This is a genomic window from Agrobacterium sp. 22-223-1 (assembly GCF_053522385.1).
Map to the genome: position 1 here is coordinate 1 of NZ_JBNWCN010000003.1, position 17,523 is coordinate 17,523.

The following is a 17,523-nucleotide window of genomic DNA, read 5'->3' on the forward strand; positions in this document are numbered from 1 at the left end:
CGGGCTGTGGCAGGGCAAGGTCACCGTCGCCGAACATCTCGGATCGGATACTTTCCTGCATCTCGAGGTGTCAGGCATCGGGCCGATCACTGCCCGCACTGACGGTGAGTTCGAATGCAAACACGGCGATACCGTGTTCATCACCCCGGATGAGACCAAGATACACAGGTTCGATGAAAAGGGTGTGGCGATATGACGGGGAGACTGGAAGGCAAATCCGCGCTGATAACAGGTTCGGCGCGCGGCATCGGCCGTGCCTTTGCCGAAGCCTATATACGTGAGGGGGCAACCGTCGCCATTGGCGATATCGATTTCGAGCGCGCCAGCAAGACCGCCCGCGAGATCGGCGAGAATGCCTATGCCGTCGAACTCGACGTGACCAAGCAGCATTCCATCGACACCGCCATTCGCACGGTGGAGGGTCAGACCGGCGGGCTGGATATCCTCATCAACAATGCCGCGCTGTTCGACCTCGCACCGATTGTCGAGATCAAACGCGAGAGCTACGAAAGACTGTTTTCGATCAACGTGTCCGGCACGCTGTTCATGATGCAGGCCGCCGCAAAAACAATGATCGCTCGGGGAAAAGGCGGCAAGATCATCAACATGGCAAGCCAGGCGGGCCGGCGCGGCGAGGCCTTGGTGGCGGTTTATTGCGCCACCAAGGCCGCCGTCATCAGCCTCACCCAGTCGGCCGGGCTCGATCTCATCAGGCACGGCATCAACGTCAATGCGATTGCGCCGGGCGTGGTCGATGGCGAGCACTGGGACGGCGTGGATGCGCTGTTTGCGAAATATGAAAACCGCCCCGCCGGTGAAAAGAAGCGGCTGGTCGGGGAGGCCGTACCCTTCGGCCGCATGGGCCGTGCCGAAGACCTGACCGGCATGGCGATCTTCCTTGCCTCCGATGAGGCGCAATACATCGTCGCCCAGACCTATAATGTCGATGGCGGCAACTGGATGAGCTGAGTATCGGGCGCCTGCCGCCCGGCCTTGGCACGAACAACGTTTCCCCTCCGAGGATCGTGACATGACATGCAAACTCTCCCTCGCAACGCTTGACGACGCCAGAAAAACCGCGGCTGTTCCGGCCTATTCCCGGGCCGATCTTTCCGCCGGCATCGTGCATTTCGGCGTTGGCAATTTCCACCGCGCCCATCAGGCGGTCTATCTGGATGACCTCTTCAACACGGGCGCGGACCATGACTTCGCCATCATCGGCGCCGGCGTTCTGCCGTCCGATGCGGTGATGCGTGAGAAACTTGCCACGCAGGATTTCCTGACGACGGTGGTGGAGCAGGACAATAACCGCACCGGCGCGCGTGTTACCGGCCCGATGATCGACATTCTGAAGGTTGGCGATACAAAGGCCATCATCGATACGCTCGCCGATCCGAAAATCCGCATCGTCTCAATGACGATTACCGAGGGCGGTTATTTCATCGATGCTTCCGGTTCCTTCAACCCGCAGCATCCGGCCATTGCCGAAGACGGCAGAAACCCGGCTTCGCCGAAAACCGTGTTCGGCCTCATCGTCGCCGGGCTGAAGGCGCGGCGCGACAAAGGGCTGCAACCCTTCACCGTCATGTCCTGCGACAACATTCCGCATAATGGCAAGGTCACCAAAAATGCGGTGGTTGGGCTCGCGGCCCTGTCCGATCCGGCCTTCGCTAACTGGATCGGCGAAAACGTCGCTTTCCCCAATTCCATGGTTGACCGCATTACGCCTGCTACCGGCGAGCGCGAACGCAATATCGCCCGCGACGATTTCGGCATCGAGGACAATTGGCCGGTCTTCTGCGAGGAGTTCAAGCAATGGGTGATGGAGGATAATTTCCCCGCCGGCCGCCCGACGCTGGAAAAGGCCGGCGTACAGTTCGTGAAGGATGTCGCGCCCTATGAGCACATGAAAATCCGCATCCTCAATGGCGGCCACGCGGCAATCGCCTATCCGGCGGCGCTGCTCGACATCCATTTCGTGCATGAGGCCATGGAACATCCGCTGATCCGGGCATTTCTGGCAAAGCTTGAAAATGAAGAGATCATCCCGGTCATTCCGCCGGTTCCCGATACAAATCTCGCCGATTATTTCGCGCTGATCGAGCGGCGTTTCCTCAATCCGAAGATCGGCGACACCATTCCGCGTCTGGCGCAGGACGGTTCCAACCGCCAGCCGAAATTCATCCTGCCATCCACCGCCGACCGTCTGGCGCGCGGCGAGGATATCGTCGGCCTTTCGCTGGTTTCGGCGCTCTGGTGCCGTTATTTCCAGGGCACCTCCGACAGCGGCAAGGAAATCGCCTTCAACGATGCCAGCGCCGAGCGGCTTCAGGCGGCGGCGATCAAGGCCAAGGACGATCCGATGGCCTTCCTCGCGCTTGAGGATATCTTCGGAGCAGTTGCCGAATCGGAGCTTTTCCGTAAACGCTTTGCCCATGCATTGAAGACGCTGTGGCAAGAAGGCACGGCGAAGACCTTGCAGCTTTATCTGGATGACAAGCTGGCTGAAAAGTGACTGAGAGATGGAAGACGAGACCGGGCCCCTTTTGATTTTCGACTGCGACGGCGTTCTCGTCGATAGCGAGCCGGTCTCCATCTCCGTCCTTCTCGACATGCTCTCCCATCTCGGCGTGACGATGGGAGAGGAAGAGGCCTATGAGCGCTTTCTCGGCCGCAGCGTCGCCAGCATGACGGCGACGCTGTTTGAGGATTACGGTGTCGAAACCGACATCGATTTTCTCGACCATATGCGGGCGACGCTGTTCGAGCGTTTCCGCACCGAGCTTCGGCCGATCGACGGCATTGGCGAAACGCTGGACAGGCTCCTGCCGCTGCGGCGCTGCGTCGCTTCCTCAAGCCAGCCGGAACGCATCCGTTATTCGCTGGGGCTGACCGGCCTGATCGACAAATTCGAACCGCATGTCTTCAGCGCCACCATGGTGAAGAACGGCAAACCGGCGCCCGATCTTTTTCTTCATGCGGCGCGCGAAATGGGCGTCGATCCGCGTCACTGCATCGTGATCGAGGACAGCCCGGCCGGCATTGCCGCCGCAAAGGCCGCGGGTATGGGCGTTTTTGCCTTTACCGGCGGTTCGCATGCGCGCTTTCCCGCATTCCGTGAAAAGATCGCCGGGCTTGACGCGGATGCGGTGTTTGACGCGATGCCGGATTTGGTCCAACTTGTCGGCAGCTATGTGGGGAAGGGCGGTTTTGACGGCCAAATGGAACGTGATGCGGGCTGAAGCAGATTTTGCCTGCCGTCGTCGCCGGGTCGTTGCGCAAGGGATGGAATTGCAGTCTTGATGCGTCAAAATCTCGTCGCTGTCGATGTCGGCACCGCCAGCGCCCGGGCCGGCATTTTCGATCCGGCCGGCCGGCTGCTTGCCCGCTCCACCCATCCCATCCTGATGCAGAGGCCGCAGGAAAACCACGCCGAGCACGATTCCACCGACATATGGAAAGCGGTCTGCATCGTGGTGAGGGCGGCGCTTGCCGAGGCCGGTGTTTCACCGCAAAGCATTGCCGCCATCGGTTTCGACGCCACCTGCTCGTTGGTCATCCGCGATGGGCGGGGTGAGCCGGTTTCGGTTTCCGTTACCGGTGAAGACCGGTTCGACACCATCGTCTGGCTCGATCACCGGGCAATCGACGAGGCCGACCGGCTGACGGCATCCGGCCACCGGGTGCTGGATTTCGCCGGCAACAGCGTCTCGCCGGAAATGCAGATGCCGAAGCTGATGTGGCTGAAGACGCATATGCCGGCAAGCTGGTCGCGCATGTTCTTCGCTTTCGATCTGGCGGATTTCCTGACGTGGAAGGCGACCGGTTCAGCGCAGCGTTCAAATTGCACGCAGACGGCGAAGTGGAATTTCCTGGCGCAGGAAAATCCCGGCTGGCAGGCGGATTATCTGGAACTGGCGGGCCTTGCCGATTTGAGAGAGCGGGCAGGGCTGCCCGACACCACGGTAATGCCGGGGGAAAGCATCGGTCCGCTTTCGCCCGAAGCCGCTGCCGAGCTGGGTCTCGATACCGGTTGCCAGGTGGCGGCGGGCATGATCGACGCCTATGCCGGCGCGCTCGGCGCATTGGGCGGCTGCCTGTCTGCGGATGTGGGCCGGCATGTGGCGCTGATCGCCGGTACGTCGAGCTGCCTTGTCGCCATGTCCGAGCGGCAGATGCCCGGCCACAGCCTCTGGGGTCCCTATTGGCAGGCGATCCTGCCGGGTCACTGGCTGGTGGAGGGCGGGCAATCGGCCACCGGCGCGCTGCTCGACCATATTGTGCGCATGCATGCGGCTGGCGGTGAGCCGGATACGGCGCTGCATGCCCGCATCGTTGCGCGGGTAACGGAATTGCGCGCGCTTGAGGGTGAGGCCTTCGCCGAGCGGCTGCATGTGCTGCCGGATTTCCACGGCAACCGCTCGCCGCTTGCCGATCCACATGCCGTCGGTGTCATCAGCGGGCTGACTTTGGATACGTCTTTCGACAGTCTCTGCCGTCTTTACTGGCGCACCGCCGTGGCCATTGCGCTTGGCGCCCGCCATGTGCTCGATGCGATGGAGCGTTTCGGTTATGCGGTGGAAAGCCTGCATGTCACCGGTGGACATGTGAAGAACCCGCTGCTGATGGAGCTTTATGCCGATGTGACGGGCAAGCGCATCGTGGTTCCCGCAACCGCCGACGCGGTGCTTCTCGGAACGGCAATGACGGCGGCGACGGCCGGCGGGGTGCATGCGAGCCTTGCGGCCGCCGGGGCCGCCATGTATCCGGGCAACGCGGAAATATCAGGCAACCCGGCGCTCGCACCCCGTTATGAGCGGGATTACAGGCGTTTCCTCGCCATGTACCGGCATCGTCAGGAACTGGAGAGCCTTTGATTTTCTGAAGGCAAATACGAGGCCGAGCGGTTGCCGCGCGTTTCTTCTCCCCGCCGGGGAGAAGGTGGCCCGAAGGGCCGGATGAGGGGGAACGCGAGCGATGAACGCACTCTAGCCCCCTCGTCCCGCTGCCGCGGACTTCTCCCCGGCGGGGAGAAGAAACGAGCGGCAACCGCTCGATCCATATGCCGCCGCTGCTGCTAGCCGCAATTAACCACGCAGCGAGCGTTTCAGGGCGGTTAGGTTCTTTGCCCTTGCCCTGCCGCTATCATCAGCGCTGGCGCCAAGCGCACAGAGGGTGAATTCCAGCAGGGAAACCAGTTGAAGCAGGCCCTGACCGCCATTCTGCGCCTGCGGCATGGCAAGACAGAGATCGGTGCTTTCCGGGCCCCATTCATAAAAGCGTGTGGTGATCAGCAATGTCCTGTAGCCGCCCTTGCGCGCCATTGCCGACAGGCGCTGCAGCGGCGACAGGCTGCCGCCGCAATCCATGATGACGAGCAGGGTGTGAGCGGGGTCGAAATCCCACAGGGCGACATAGGCCGCGCTATCGCTGCCGAGATAATGGATGTGGCCCCGGCTCTCCAGAAGCCGCCCGTAAAAATGACGCCCGGCGTCGAGGCCTTCCGGGGAGGTTGCCAGAAAAACATCGCCCGCCGTGGCGATCTCGTTCATGGCAAGCCGCCAGATCGACTGGGTCGTCATGTCGAAGGCGGTCTGGATGGCCTGGATCTGCTGGGACAGAAGCTGCGAAAACGGGTTGGACTGGCGTTCGCCGCCTTCTGCCGTTGCTGGCTGGTCCGCACCGGCGGTTTCTTCGGCATGGCGCAGATCGGCGCGGATGTCGCTGAATTGCCGGTATCCCAGCGAACGCAGGAAACGTCCGACCGTCATCGGGCTGAGACTGAGCTTGACAGCCAGCGTCTGCGCCGTCTCGAACGGTAATTCGTCCAGATGTTCGATCAGATATTTGGCGATCTTGCGCTCGGAAGGCGTGCCTGCCTTCATGGCGCGCGTAAGGTTCAACAGCAGCTTTTCCACCAACGCCTCATTCTTTTATCTTTATTGAACGATGATGCATGCGCGCGCGCAAACGAGCGTGCGAACCGCAATTTGACGGTGGGGGATAGCTTCTCCGGCCTTGTCCTCCACCGGACCGGAATGCGAATTATAATAGATAGATTATTATATTTTAGAGATACCTTTTATTCAAGAGAAATTCCATCTGCGGTTTAAATCCAGACATCTGGCGTCTTTCCACCTGTCTTGCAGAGCGGGCGGGCAACGCTTATCTCTCGCCTGATAAGAGTGTTTCAACGCTAAAGGCGTCGAGGAGTTCCGAATGATTTTTGATGCGGCGAGGCTTGCCTTTCACAATCTCTTTGCCGCCGAAACCCGGTCGGTGTTCTGGAAGGTTCTGGGGCTCACGCTTCTCGTGCTGGCGGCGCTCTGGTTCGCCATCCGCTCGATCTTCATTTATTTCGCCCTGCCGTGGGTGGATACGCTGATACCCGGCGTGCCTGATTGGGCGGGCTGGCTGAGCTTCGTTTTCGCCATTTTCGCCGGAATAGGCCTTGCACTGGCGCTCGCGCTGCTCATTTCGCCGGTCACCGCCGTCATTGCCGGCCTGTTTCTCGATGATGTCGCCGAAGTGGTTGAAAAAAAGAGCTATCCGAACGATCCGCCCGGCGAGGCGATGCCGATCGGCGAGGCCGTGCTGTCGTCCATCAAGTTTTTTGGTGTCGTCATTGCCGGCAACCTCGTCGCGCTGTTGCTGCTTCTGGTGCCGGGCGTCAACCTCATCGCGTTTTTCCTGGTGAACGGCTATCTGCTCGGCCGGGAATTCTTCGAATTTGCGGCGATGCGTTTCCGAACACCCCTGGAAGCTAGGCAGTTCCGCTCAAAACACCGCGCCACCGTCTTCATGGCCGGGCTGGTGATCGCGGCCTTTTTGGCGGTGCCGTTCCTCAATCTGCTGACGCCGCTTTTTGCCGCCTCGATGATGGTGCATCTGCACAAGGCCGTCAGCCGGCGCGATCCCTCATTCGCCGCCGGCCACACCGAACAGCTGCGCGGGTAATTCCACCAGCGGCGCCGGAATATCGAAGGTCTTTTCCGGCGACTTGCAGATATCGGCAATCACGCAGCGCTCGCATTCCGGCTTGCGCGCCTTGCAGCAATAACGCCCGTGCAGGATCAGCCAGTGATGGGCGTGGAACAGATATTGTTCGGGAATGATGCGGATCAGCCGGTCTTCAACCTCGTCAGGGGTTTTGCCCGGCGCAAGACAGAGCCGATTGGCAATGCGGAAGACGTGGGTATCCACCGCAAGGGTGGGCACGCCGAAAGCCATCGACATCACCACATTGGCCGTCTTGCGGCCGACGCCGGGCAGCGTCACCAGCTCTTCGCGGGTCTTCGGCACCTCACCGCCGAAATTGTCGATCAGCATCTGCGACAGGGCAATGACGTTTTTGGCCTTGTTGCGGTAAAGCCCGATGGTCTTGATATGGCCGATCAGATCTTCCTCGCCGAGCGCCAGCATTTTTTCCGGCGTATCGGCCACCTTGAACAGTGCGCGCGTGGCGCGGTTCACGCCCACATCGGTCGCCTGTGCGGAAAGCGCCACGGCCACCAGCAGGGTGAAGGGATTGGTATGTTCCAGCTCGCCTTTCGGCTCCGGCCGCTGAATGGAAAAGCGGCGAAAGATTTCGGTCAGCTCATCCTTCGAATAGACCGTTTTCACCCGCGCCGGCTTGCGGACGGATGCCGGATTTGACTTTTTCAATGTTTGGGTGCTGGATCGTTTTTTGGCGACTGTCATGGACTATCTATAGCCAGCCAGCCCAAAGGAAAGCAACGTGGATACGCTCAACGACCAGCCGATTTTCGCGGCGGAACTCGTTCCGCACCGTTCGCTTGGCAGAAGGGGCTTCCGGCTGCTCCTGCTTGTCTCCGGTCTGGCCTGCCTTGTCTATGGCGGCTTCTTCCTCGCCACCGGGGCCTGGCCCGTCGGCCTGTTCTTCGGGCTGGATTTTCTGCTGCTTTATGTCGCCTTCCGCGCCAATTACCGGGCTGCGAAGGCGCGGGAAGAGGTCAGCGTCTCGCGCACCAGCCTGTCTATCCGCAAATTTTCTCCGGCCGGGCGTATGGTGGAGCATCGCTTCAATCCCTTCTGGGCGCGCTTCAGGGTCAGGCGGCATGACGAGATCGGCATCGTCTCCATGCATGTGACGGGTGAAGGCCGGGCGACCGATATCGGTTCGTTTCTCAATCCGGATGACCGGGAAAGTTTCGCGAAGGCGTTTGGCGGTGCGCTGGCGACTGTGCGGCGGCGGATGTGAACGGATCAGAGGGTTGTCGTGGCGCTGTAGTCTCTTTCCCTCATCCCTGTGCTTGTCACAGGGATCAAGCCAGCCCAAGTCTTTGGGCTGAAAAGAGTCCCTCGCCACGCGGACGCGCGTCGGCTGGATTCCTGTGACAAGCACAGGAATGAGGGTGCGTGGGTGTTCCGGCTAACGAACATTCCTTGCGTATCGTGATGCCGCGCAAGAAACGGGTGGAGACGAAGTCGCTTTAGTGATTTTCTCTTACCCGTTAGGAGATTTGCGATGAACGCCAATATTACGCTGAACGAAGACATCACCCCCATCGGAACGGATTACGACACGGTGCGCGGGGTTATCGAGCTTTTGACGCTGGATTATCGCGAGCAGCCCTCCCTCGAAGCCATTGCCGCAGAGCTTGGCCAGTCGCCGACGCAATTGCAGAAGACCTTCACCCGTTGGGCCGGCCTTTCGCCCAAGGCATTCCTGCAGGCCGTAACGCTCGATCATGCCAAGCGGCTGTTGCGCGAAGAGGATTTGCCGCTGCTGGAAACCTCGATCGAGGTCGGCATGTCTGGCCCCGGACGCCTGCACGATCTGTTCGTTACCCATGAGGCCATGTCGCCCGGCGAATGGAAGGCCAAGGGCGGCGGGCTGACGATCCGTTACGGTTTCCACACCTCGCCCTTCGGTCTTGCGCTGGTCATGGTGACCGATCGTGGCCTTGCCGGCTGCGCCTTTGCCGATCCGGGTGAGGAAAGGGCCTGTTTCGAGGACATGGCCGGCCGCTGGCCGAATGCCGGTTATGTCGAGGATCGCGAAGCGACCGCGCCCTACGCCGCCCGCATCTTCGATCCGTCCATGTGGTCGGCGGACAGGCCGCTGCGTGTCGTGCTGCTTGGCACGGATTTTCAGGTGCGGGTCTGGGAAAGCCTCCTGAAAATCCCGATGGGCCGCGCGGTTACCTATTCGCACATCGCCTGCGATATCGGCCAGCCCACCGCGTCGCGTGCGGTTGGTGCGGCGGTCGGCGCCAACCCGGTGTCCTTCGTCGTTCCCTGCCATCGCGCCGTCGGCAAAAGCGGGGCTCTGACGGGGTATCACTGGGGCCTGACCCGCAAGCGGGCTATGCTCGGCTGGGAAACGGGGAAGGTGTGACGCCGGTTTCCCTCTTCCCTGTGCTTGTCACAGGGATCCAGCCAACCCAAGTCCTTGGGTTGAAAAGACTCTTCCCGTCGCGCCGACGCGCGCCGACTGGATTCCTGTGACAAGCACAGGAATGAGGGCGGGCCTAAATTGACTGACGAAGCCTAAACCAGCTCCATTAACGCCCGCGCCGCCGCCTCATCTGTTATCAGCGTATTGCACCCGATCCGCTTGATCGTGGCGCGGATGGCGATGGCGCGGTGGGCGCCGCCGGAGGCCAGTACGATGTGTTTGGCCTTGCGCAGCGTATCGAGATCGATTGCCATGGCGCGCTGGTTGATCGGGTGATCGACCGAGCGGCCCTCGGCATCGATGAAATTGAACATGGTGTCGCAGACGCAGCCGGCATCGATGAGTTCCTGCAGCGTCGCCTTGGAAATGAAACCCTCCGACAGCGAGGTCGAATGCGGGCCGATATCGCCGCAGGAGACGATGGCGAGATCGAGCGTTTCGGCGAGATCGTAAAGCGTCGCTAGCCCGCATTTTTCGATCAGCGCCCGTTTGGTCTCAACCGAATCCACCAGGAGCGGCGCAAGGAACATGTAACATTCCGCCCCGAGCGCGCTCGCCAGCCGCCAGGTGTAATCGAGCGGGTTGGTCTGGTGCACGGCAACGATACCGCCGAGCAGCGAGACGACCTTGCAATTTTCCCGGCGCGGCGGACGAAAGCTGGAAAGCGAGGCGGTCATGGTGCGGCCCCAGCCGACGCCGATGGTGGCCTCGTTCGGCACCGCTTCGGAGAGGAATTGCCCGAGCGCCAGCCCGACCGCCTTGGCCGTGCCTTCGGCGTTCGCCTTATCCGGGGATGGGCCGGGGGAAGGGATGATCACCGCCTCATCCAGCCCGTAAGCCGCCTCCAGCCGGCCGGCCAGCTCGACGAAATCCTCGATGCCCTCGTTGATCCATATCTGTACTTCGGAGCGTTTCATCGCCTCGTCCAGCAGGCGGATGACGGTGGAGCGGCTGATGCCGAGTTTTTCCGCGACGTCTTTCTGCGTCATGCCCTGATTATAATAGAGCCATGCGGCGCGCAGCCGCAGAGACGCCGCTTCCGAATAGGCCGTATGGGTTTCTCTTCTCAGTTTCGCCACGGTTTCCGCCATTCTTTATTAGCGGCGGAGTATCGCAGGCGTGAAACTTATGTCAATTGCGATGCGCAAATGTCTTGACTTTCGACCTTGCCGCTTGCGATAGTCGGAGCCGGACAAACCGCGATTTCGGCCTTGGGCGCACCCTTGGTGCGGGAACGAAATGACGGCAGAGCAAGTTTTCAAGAGATCATGAAGGATCATTCGATATGACGTCCAAACTCGAACAACTTCGCGCCATCACCACGGTCGTTGCCGATACCGGCGATATCGAGGCGGTTGCGCGCCTGAAGCCGGTGGATTGCACCACCAACCCGACCATCGTTCTCAAAGCGCTCGGCACACCGGCCTTTGCCGATGCGGTGAAGGAAGCCGTCGCATGGGGCAAGAAGCAGGGCGGCCAGTCCGACGCCGTGGTTGCCGCCGTTGCCGACCGTCTGGCCATTTCCGTGGGTGCGGCTCTCGCCGGCCTCGTTCCGGGCCGCGTGTCGACCGAAGTCGATGCCGACCTTTCCTTCGATACGCAAGCCTCCATCACCAAGGCGCGCCACATCATTGCCGCCTATAAGGAGCGCGGCATCGAGCGTGAACGCATCCTCATCAAGCTCGCCTCCACCTGGGAAGGCATCAAGGCCGCCGAGGTTCTCCAGTCCGAAGGCATCGATTGCAACCTGACGCTGCTCTTCTCGCAGGCCCAGGCGATTGCCTGCGCCGAAGCCAAGGTCTTCCTCATCTCGCCCTTCGTCGGCCGTATTCTCGACTGGTACAAGAAGTCGACCGGTGAGACCTACACCGCCGAAACCGATCCGGGCGTCGTGTCGGTGCGCAGCATCTACAATTATTACAAGGCCAATGGCATCAGCACCGTCGTCATGGGTGCCTCCTTCCGCAATGTTGGTGAAATCGAAGCGCTGGCCGGTTGCGACCGCCTGACGATCAGCCCGGCGCTGCTGGAAGAGCTGGACAAGGACAGCGGCAAGCTGGAGCGCAAGCTTTCGCCCGACAATATCAAGGCAGAGCCGCTACAGTCACTCGACGAGAAGGCATTCCGCTGGGCGCTCAACGAAGACGCGATGGCCACCGAGAAGCTTTCGGAAGGCATCCGCCTCTTCGCCAAGGATCTGGTGACGCTGCGCGAAATGGTCCGCAAGGAACTGACGCTGGCTGCGGCCTGATACAAAAAGGGGGAACCATCCACGTTCCCCCACGTTTAAGAGATATAAATCTCCAGTCACTCAAAACGCGATCGGGTCCCTGTCGGTCGCGTTTTTTTGTGCGTTTCAGAAATTTCCGTTTCCCGTCGCCACTTCGGAGATCCGCTTTGCCGCCTCGCGGATCAGCGCTTCACAGGCCTCGCGTGTCGGGGCCTTGCCGCCAAGCGGCGTGATATAGGGGCAGGTGATGACGGCAAGCGCCGTGCCGTCCAGCGTCAGCACCGGGGCGGAAATATTGCGCACGCCGGCGGTCTGAAGGCTGTCCATGGATTCAAAACCGTTTTTGCGTACCTCCGCCAGCCGCCCGGCAAGGTCCGGCGGCACGGTTTCGCCGCCGCCGCGCACCTGTTCGGTTATCATGATCTGGCGCTGCGCCTCGGTCTGGAAGGCCAGAAGCACATGGCCGGAACCGGTGTGGAACAGGCTCATCTGCGCGCCGACCCGCATGGACATGGCCCAATAGGTGGACGATTCCTGTTGGGCGATGACAACGACGCTGCCGCGATCATAAACCGCCAGATGACAGGCCTGCTCGGCGCTCGCCGAAAAATCGCGCATGACCGGTGCGGCGAAAGAAACCAGCCGGCGGATCGGCGCGTGGAAATGCGCCAGCCCGAACATTTTCAGCGTCAATGAGAAGCGGTCTCCGTCAAGCCGCTGCACATAGCCGCGGCGCACCAGCCGGTCCAGCATGCGATAAAGCTCGTTCGGGCTTTTGCCGATAGACTTGGCGATCTCGATCTGGGTCAGCCCGCCATCGGTGCGCGCCAGAAGTTCGAGAATGTCCAGACCCTTGTCGAGGGCGGGAGCGCGATATCTTTCGCTGTCGTCGTCGGTCATCTGGCCTCGATGGTGTTTTGCGCGGTCGCCGGGTGGGCAGCCTGAAAATATGGTTGCCCGATAGCCGTCATCCACGCAAGTTTGCTTGACGCCATATGAATACCGCGTTTACATATGAATTGTCGATCCATATTTGAGATCATCGAAATTCAGCGGTCCGGTGCCTGAAGGGCGGGCGGGCCTTAGCGGGAGGCTATTCATGGTGCAGGATTTTAACGGCCGGACAGTGGTGATTACCGCCGCCGGCCAGGGTATCGGCCGGGCGACGGCGGAGCGCTTCATATCGCTCGGTGCGCGCGTCATTGCCACCGATATCAATGAGCAGGCGCTTTCGACGCTGAAGGGTGCTGAAACCCGGGTTCTGAACGTGCTGGATGGCGATGGCGTCAAGGATTTCGCCGCCGATATCGGCCATGCGGATGTGCTGTTCAACTGCGCCGGTTTCGTTCATTCCGGCACCATTCTCGATTGCGAAGAGAAAGACTGGGATTTCTCCTTCGATCTCAACGCCAAGGCCATGTATCGCACCTGCCGCGCCTTCCTTCCCGGCATGCTGGAAAAGGGCAAGGGCGCAATCGTCAACATGTCCTCCGTCGCTTCCAGTGTGAAGGGCGTGCCGAACCGTTTCGCTTATACCGCCTCCAAGGCGGCCGTGGTGGGTCTGACCAAGGCCATCGCGGCCGATTTCGTCACCAAAGGCATTCGCTGCAACGCCATCTGCCCCGGCACGGTCGATAGCCCGTCTTTGCATGATCGCCTGCGCGCCACCGGCAATTACGAACAGGCGCTGGCCGATTTCATCGCCCGCCAGCCGATGGGCCGCATCGCCACGCCGGAAGAAATCGCAGCGCTGGTTACCTATCTCGCGTCGGACGAGGCAGGTTTCACCACCGGCCAAATTCATGTCATTGACGGCGGCTGGACTGGCTGAAGCTTTTTAAGGGAGAGAGGAGAGGCGACCGGCGTAAAAGCCGGTCGCCTTTTTCGTTCAGACGACGGCGCTTCCGGCCATCAGTGCAAGCACGAGGAAGACCAGGAAGATCACCACGGCGATGAAGAACAGGATTCGGGCCACGCCCGCTGCGGCTGCCGAAATGCCGGTAAAGCCGAATACGCCCGCGATCAAAGAGATAACAAAGAAAATAAGAGCCCACTTCAGCATGGCGCTTCCCCTTTTGCATAATTTTCCCGAGCCCGCCGCCCCGCGACAGGCTCGGTAAAATGACGCGCAAAAGGCGAAAATGTTCCATACGCCCGCAAAAATCGTTGTTTTAGAGTGTTTTCGCTTTGCTTCGAATGGCGAAAACACTCTAACTCTTTGTTTTGGCGCATTTCCGGACGGAAAACCGGGCTCCACTTTTCCTGGAAATGCTCTAGAAACCCGTTTCACGCGCCGCGTCGATCCTGCGGGCGTTCCAGGTGGTGCGGATGAAGGTTGCGACGAAAGCAAGGCTCATGAACATGACGATGGTGGGAGCCGGCGCGCTGTCGATGAGGAAGCTCAGCCATATGCCTGCCAGCGATGAGGTTATCGCCACCGCAATGGCCACCAGCAGCATGGCGGAAAAACGCCGGGTCAGCAGGAAGGCGATTGCGCCCGGCGCGACCAGCATGGCGACCGAGAGGATGATACCCACCGCTTTCAGCGCTCCAACCACGGTGAGCGACAGAACCATCAACAGGCCATAATGCAGGACACGCACCGGCAGGCCGATGGCTTTCGCATGCTGCGCGTCGAAGGCGTTGACCAGCAGATCCTTGCGCAGAATGCCGAGAAACAGCGTGGCGAAAAGCGCGATCAGGCCCGTCTCCAGCATGTCGGACGGCGCAATGCCCAGCATGTCGCCGAAGAGAATGTGGTCGAGATGCACATCGCTCTGCACCTTCACATAAAGCACCAGCCCCAGCCCGAACATGCCGGAAAAGACGATGCCGAGCACCGTGTCTTCCTTGATGCGGCTGTTTTCCTTGATGAAACCGGTGCCGAGCGCGCAGATCATGCCGGCGATGAAGGCGCCGATGGAAAGCGGGATGTTGACGATATAGGCCAGCACCACGCCGGGCAGCACGGCGTGCGAAACCGCATCGCCCATCAGCGACCAGCCCTTCAGCACCAGAAGACAGGAGAGCATCGCCATCGGCACCGCGATCATCAGCGTGATCACGAAGGCATATTGCATGAAGGGCAGCTGAAACGGCAGGATGGCGAGTTCGAGATATTCGCTCATGGCGTTTCCCCCAGCGCCTTGCGGGCCTTGGCCCGGGAGGCGAGAAGCCCGTGCTTGGGCGCAAAGACGAAGGCGGCAAGGAAGATCGCGGTCTGCAGCACGACGATGACGCCGCCGGTCGCGCCATCGAGGAAATAGCTGAGATAGGCGCCGACGAAGCTGGTGGCCGCGCCGATGATGAGGCTCATCAGGATCAGCCGCTCGAAACGGTCGGTCAGGAGATAGGCGGTGGCGCCGGGCGTCACCACCATGGCGACGACGAGGAAGGCCCCGACGGTCTGAAGGGCGGCAACCGTGGAAGCAGCAAGCAGGGTGAAGAAGATCACCTTCAGCACTTCCGGCTTCAGCCCCACGGTACGGGCGTGGTTCTCATCGAAGAACACCACCATGAAGTCACGCCATTTCAGTGCCAGCACGATGAGGCTGATGCCGCCGATCAAAGCGAGCTGGATGGTGTCTTCGGCGGTGATCGCCAGAATATTGCCGAGCACGATGGTCTGGATATTCACCGAGGTGGGCGAGAGCGACACCATGAACAGCCCCAGCCCGAAAAACGAGGTGAAGATCAGCCCGATGATCGCGTCTTCCTTCAGCCGCGTCTTCTGGTTCAGGAACAGCATGGAACCGGCCGCAAGCCCGCCGGAAAGGAACGCGCCGAGCGAAAAGGGCAGGCCCAGCATATAGGCGCCCGCCACGCCCGGAACGATGGCATGGGAAAGCGCATCGCCGATCAGCGACCAGCCCTTCAGCATCAGATAGGCCGAGAGAAAGCCGCAGACGCCGCCCACCAGTGCGCTGACCCAGATGGCGTTCAGCATATAACCGTAAGTGAAGGGCTCAAGAAGGCTGTTTATCATCGACTTTTTCTTTCGGAGCCTCAGGATCGCGTCCGTTCTGGCCATTCTTGCCGTAGATCACGAAAGGCCGCTCGTCATCGGTGATGACCTTCACCCGGCGCGGATCGGCGTCGTTATGCAGGTCTGCCCCGCCCAGCACGAAGTGGCGCAGGCTGCCGCCGAAGGCTTTTTGCAGGTTCTCCTCGTTGAAGGTATCCGCCGTCTTGCCCGATGCCAGCACCGTGCCCTTGACGAAGACGGCGCGGTCACAGAATTCCGGCACGCTGCCGAGATTATGGGTGGAGACCAGCATGACGCGGCCCTCGTCGCGCAGCGCCTTCAAAAGTGCGACGATCTGCTCTTCCGTTGTTACGTCGACACCGGTGAAAGGCTCGTCCAGAAGGATCACCTGACCCTCCTGCGCCAGCGCGCGGGCCAGAAACACCCGCTTCTTCTGCCCGCCGGAGAGTTCGCCGATCTGGCGCTTGCGATAATCGAGCATATTGACGCGTTTCAGCGCCTCTTCGACCATGTGATGATCGCGTTTCGAGGGGATGCGCAGGAAATTCATGTGGCCGTAACGACCCATCATCACCACATCCTCCACCAGCACCGGAAAGCTCCAGTCCACCTCCTCGGCCTGCGGCACATAAGCGACGAGGTTTTTCCGGAGCGCTTCCTTCACCGGCAGGTCGAAAATAGAGACTGAACCGGCGGCCAGCGGCACGAAACCCATGATCGCCTTGAAAATCGTGGACTTGCCGGCGCCATTGACGCCGACAAGTGCAGTGATCGTTCCGCGGGGGATGGAAAAGCTGGCATTTCTTAATGCGGTGTGGCCGTTTCGATAGGTCACTGTCGCATTTTGAACCGTCAGGCCGCCGCCTGATTTTTTACTGCCCATTCTCATGAAGACAGCCCCTTGGCGATGGTTTCGCTGGTCACGCGCAAAAGGTCGAGATAGGTCGGAACCGGGCCGTCCGCCTCGCTCAGCGAGTCCACATAGAGGATGCCGCCATAGGCTGCGCCGGTTTCCTTGGCCACCTGCTGGGCGGGATCGGCGGAAACCGTGCTTTCGCTGAAGATGACGTGGATATTGTGCTCGCGCATGGCGTCGATCACGCCGCGCACCTGCTGCGGTGTGCCCTGGCTGTCGGCATTGACCGGCCACAGGAACAGTTCCTTCAGGCCGAAATCGCGGGCGAGATAAGAAAACGCGCCTTCGCTCGTTACCAACCAGCGCTTGTTTTCAGGCAGAACGGAAAGCGTGTCGCGGATCGGCTGCACGGTGGCTCTGATCTTGTCCGAATAGGCCTTGGCATTGGCGGCATAGACATCGCCATGGGCGGGGTCGATCTCGGTCAGGCCCTTGCGGATATTTTCCACGTAGATCAAGGCGTTATCGGGGGACATCCAGGCGTGCGGATTGGGTTTGCCCTGATAGGCGCCGCCGCTGATCGCCATGGGTTCCACGCCTTCGCTCACCGTCACGCTCGGCACGCCGGAAAGGTTGGCCAGGAACTTTTCGAACCACAATTCCAGATTGAGGCCATTGCGAAGCACCAGATCGGCCTTGCGGGCTTTCAGAATATCGCGCGGTGTCGGCTGGTAGTTGTGAATTTCAGCGCCCGGCTTGGTAATGCTTTCCACCTCGGCCGCATCGCCCGCCACATTGCGCGCCATGTCGGCGATGATGGTGAAGGTCGTCACGACGGTCGGTTTTTCCTGAGCGAGGGCAGCGCCGGGGAGAAAAAGCGAAAAAGCGAAAATGGCGTGGCGGATTTTATGGAAGTTCACGGGGCTCACCAGATTTTGTTGCGATTAATTCGCAATACCATCTGTTATAAAATCACGCTTGTCAACGCTATTGCAAATCATTCGCAAATTAGCGCATTTCGCAAATGTCCG

General features: G+C 60.6%; 19 protein-coding genes. 10 read left to right on the forward strand and 9 right to left on the reverse strand.

Annotated elements, in window-relative coordinates:
• From ACQZ60_RS15470 to ACQZ60_RS15490, 5 genes are all read left to right on the forward strand, one after another.
• On the forward strand, window positions 1-196 hold a 196-nt coding region (locus ACQZ60_RS15470), incomplete at its 5' end, for a TOBE domain-containing protein (RefSeq protein ID WP_448735556.1).
• Entirely contained in the window at window positions 193-969 is a 777-nt protein-coding gene (locus tag ACQZ60_RS15475; RefSeq protein ID WP_448735557.1) for an L-iditol 2-dehydrogenase, read from the forward strand. The genes ACQZ60_RS15470 and ACQZ60_RS15475, both read left to right, overlap by 4 nt.
• A gap of 61 nt (window positions 970-1,030) precedes the next feature.
• Entirely contained in the window at window positions 1,031-2,515 is a 1,485-nt protein-coding gene (locus ACQZ60_RS15480) for a mannitol dehydrogenase family protein (protein WP_448735558.1), read from the forward strand.
• Between the two features lie 7 nt (window positions 2,516-2,522).
• Window positions 2,523-3,242, forward strand: a complete 720-nt coding sequence (locus ACQZ60_RS15485; protein ID WP_448735559.1) for an HAD family hydrolase — start codon at window positions 2,523-2,525, stop codon at window positions 3,240-3,242.
• 60 nt (window positions 3,243-3,302) lie between these two features.
• Complete coding sequence (locus ACQZ60_RS15490) at window positions 3,303-4,877, forward strand: FGGY-family carbohydrate kinase (protein WP_448735765.1); 1,575 nt, start codon at window positions 3,303-3,305, stop codon at window positions 4,875-4,877.
• A 210-nt stretch (window positions 4,878-5,087) separates the two neighbouring features.
• Here the strand turns inward: ACQZ60_RS15490 and ACQZ60_RS15495 are convergent, their stop codons facing one another.
• The gene (locus tag ACQZ60_RS15495) at window positions 5,088-5,921 is read right to left on the reverse strand and encodes a MurR/RpiR family transcriptional regulator (RefSeq protein ID WP_111782059.1); all 834 of its coding nucleotides are present in this window, start codon (window positions 5,919-5,921) and stop codon (window positions 5,088-5,090) included.
• A 298-nt stretch (window positions 5,922-6,219) separates the two neighbouring features.
• On the opposite strand from ACQZ60_RS15495, the gene ACQZ60_RS15500 reads away from it, so the two are divergent.
• Window positions 6,220-6,957 (forward strand): sulfate transporter family protein, encoded by a 738-nt coding sequence (locus ACQZ60_RS15500; RefSeq protein WP_448735560.1) that lies wholly within the window; start codon window positions 6,220-6,222, stop codon window positions 6,955-6,957.
• On the opposite strand, the gene nth is transcribed toward ACQZ60_RS15500, so the two are convergent.
• Window positions 6,919-7,701: an endonuclease III gene (nth, locus tag ACQZ60_RS15505; RefSeq protein ID WP_448735561.1), complete on the reverse strand. Its 783-nt coding sequence runs from the start codon at window positions 7,699-7,701 to the stop codon at window positions 6,919-6,921. The genes ACQZ60_RS15500 and nth overlap by 39 nt on opposite strands.
• Window positions 7,702-7,738: 37 nt before the next feature.
• On the opposite strand from nth, the gene ACQZ60_RS15510 reads away from it, so the two are divergent.
• Together ACQZ60_RS15510 and ACQZ60_RS15515 are read left to right on the forward strand one after the other, a co-directional pair.
• Window positions 7,739-8,221 (forward strand): DUF2244 domain-containing protein, encoded by a 483-nt coding sequence (locus tag ACQZ60_RS15510; RefSeq protein WP_060724565.1) that lies wholly within the window; start codon window positions 7,739-7,741, stop codon window positions 8,219-8,221.
• A gap of 267 nt (window positions 8,222-8,488) precedes the next feature.
• Complete coding sequence (locus ACQZ60_RS15515; RefSeq protein ID WP_035259893.1) at window positions 8,489-9,361, forward strand: methylated-DNA--[protein]-cysteine S-methyltransferase; 873 nt, start codon at window positions 8,489-8,491, stop codon at window positions 9,359-9,361.
• Between the two features lie 152 nt (window positions 9,362-9,513).
• Here the strand turns inward: ACQZ60_RS15515 and ACQZ60_RS15520 are convergent, their stop codons facing one another.
• The gene (locus tag ACQZ60_RS15520) at window positions 9,514-10,500 is read right to left on the reverse strand and encodes a sugar-binding transcriptional regulator (protein ID WP_035228277.1); all 987 of its coding nucleotides are present in this window, start codon (window positions 10,498-10,500) and stop codon (window positions 9,514-9,516) included.
• Between the two features lie 206 nt (window positions 10,501-10,706).
• Here ACQZ60_RS15520 and tal point away from each other — a divergent pair, with 206 nt between their 5' ends.
• A complete protein-coding gene (gene tal / locus ACQZ60_RS15525; protein ID WP_003523123.1) occupies window positions 10,707-11,672 on the forward strand; it encodes a transaldolase in 966 nt (321 codons plus the stop codon).
• Window positions 11,673-11,777: 105 nt separating this feature from the next.
• On the opposite strand, the gene ACQZ60_RS15530 is transcribed toward tal, so the two are convergent.
• Window positions 11,778-12,551 carry an IclR family transcriptional regulator gene (locus ACQZ60_RS15530; RefSeq protein ID WP_448735562.1) on the reverse strand — a complete coding sequence of 258 codons (774 nt, stop codon included), beginning with the start codon at window positions 12,549-12,551 and terminating at the stop codon, window positions 11,778-11,780.
• A gap of 199 nt (window positions 12,552-12,750) precedes the next feature.
• On the opposite strand from ACQZ60_RS15530, the gene ACQZ60_RS15535 reads away from it, so the two are divergent.
• A complete protein-coding gene (locus tag ACQZ60_RS15535; protein ID WP_003499083.1) occupies window positions 12,751-13,482 on the forward strand; it encodes an SDR family oxidoreductase in 732 nt (243 codons plus the stop codon).
• A gap of 57 nt (window positions 13,483-13,539) precedes the next feature.
• On the opposite strand, the gene ACQZ60_RS15540 is transcribed toward ACQZ60_RS15535, so the two are convergent.
• The 5 genes from ACQZ60_RS15540 to ACQZ60_RS15560 form a co-directional block, all read right to left on the reverse strand.
• Entirely contained in the window at window positions 13,540-13,713 is a 174-nt protein-coding gene (locus ACQZ60_RS15540) for a DUF1328 domain-containing protein (RefSeq protein ID WP_003499086.1), read from the reverse strand.
• A 211-nt stretch (window positions 13,714-13,924) separates the two neighbouring features.
• Window positions 13,925-14,779, reverse strand: coding sequence for a metal ABC transporter permease (locus ACQZ60_RS15545; protein ID WP_035260057.1), 855 nt, complete (start codon window positions 14,777-14,779; stop codon window positions 13,925-13,927).
• Window positions 14,776-15,636, reverse strand: coding sequence for a metal ABC transporter permease (locus tag ACQZ60_RS15550; protein ID WP_035260059.1), 861 nt, complete (start codon window positions 15,634-15,636; stop codon window positions 14,776-14,778). The genes ACQZ60_RS15545 and ACQZ60_RS15550 overlap by 4 nt, the downstream gene beginning before the upstream one ends.
• Window positions 15,617-16,525, reverse strand: coding sequence for a manganese/iron ABC transporter ATP-binding protein (locus tag ACQZ60_RS15555; protein WP_003523118.1), 909 nt, complete (start codon window positions 16,523-16,525; stop codon window positions 15,617-15,619). The genes ACQZ60_RS15550 and ACQZ60_RS15555 overlap by 20 nt, the downstream gene beginning before the upstream one ends.
• Window positions 16,522-17,412 carry a metal ABC transporter substrate-binding protein gene (locus ACQZ60_RS15560; protein WP_035260061.1) on the reverse strand — a complete coding sequence of 297 codons (891 nt, stop codon included), beginning with the start codon at window positions 17,410-17,412 and terminating at the stop codon, window positions 16,522-16,524. Before ACQZ60_RS15560 ends, ACQZ60_RS15555 begins: the two co-directional genes overlap by 4 nt.
• Window positions 17,413-17,523: the final 111 nt, after the last annotated feature.

Bases quoted from the DNA above. Each gene is read 5' to 3' on its own strand.
- ACQZ60_RS15475 (WP_448735557.1), top strand. From the start codon at position 193: ATGACGGGGAGACTGGAAGGCAAATCCGCGCTGATAACAGGTTCGGCG.
- ACQZ60_RS15480 (WP_448735558.1), top strand. From the start codon at position 1,031: ATGACATGCAAACTCTCCCTCGCAACGCTTGACGACGCCAGAAAAACC.
- ACQZ60_RS15485 (WP_448735559.1), top strand. From the start codon at position 2,523: ATGGAAGACGAGACCGGGCCCCTTTTGATTTTCGACTGCGACGGCGTT.
- ACQZ60_RS15490 (WP_448735765.1), top strand. From the start codon at position 3,303: ATGCGTCAAAATCTCGTCGCTGTCGATGTCGGCACCGCCAGCGCCCGG.
- ACQZ60_RS15500 (WP_448735560.1), top strand. From the start codon at position 6,220: ATGATTTTTGATGCGGCGAGGCTTGCCTTTCACAATCTCTTTGCCGCC.
- nth (WP_448735561.1), bottom strand. From the start codon at position 7,701: ATGACAGTCGCCAAAAAACGATCCAGCACCCAAACATTGAAAAAGTCA.
- ACQZ60_RS15515 (WP_035259893.1), top strand. From the start codon at position 8,489: ATGAACGCCAATATTACGCTGAACGAAGACATCACCCCCATCGGAACG.
- tal (WP_003523123.1), top strand. From the start codon at position 10,707: ATGACGTCCAAACTCGAACAACTTCGCGCCATCACCACGGTCGTTGCC.
- ACQZ60_RS15530 (WP_448735562.1), bottom strand. From the start codon at position 12,551: ATGACCGACGACGACAGCGAAAGATATCGCGCTCCCGCCCTCGACAAG.
- ACQZ60_RS15535 (WP_003499083.1), top strand. From the start codon at position 12,751: ATGGTGCAGGATTTTAACGGCCGGACAGTGGTGATTACCGCCGCCGGC.
- ACQZ60_RS15540 (WP_003499086.1), bottom strand. From the start codon at position 13,713: ATGCTGAAGTGGGCTCTTATTTTCTTTGTTATCTCTTTGATCGCGGGC.
- ACQZ60_RS15545 (WP_035260057.1), bottom strand. From the start codon at position 14,779: ATGAGCGAATATCTCGAACTCGCCATCCTGCCGTTTCAGCTGCCCTTC.
- ACQZ60_RS15550 (WP_035260059.1), bottom strand. From the start codon at position 15,636: ATGATAAACAGCCTTCTTGAGCCCTTCACTTACGGTTATATGCTGAAC.
- ACQZ60_RS15555 (WP_003523118.1), bottom strand. From the start codon at position 16,525: ATGAGAATGGGCAGTAAAAAATCAGGCGGCGGCCTGACGGTTCAAAAT.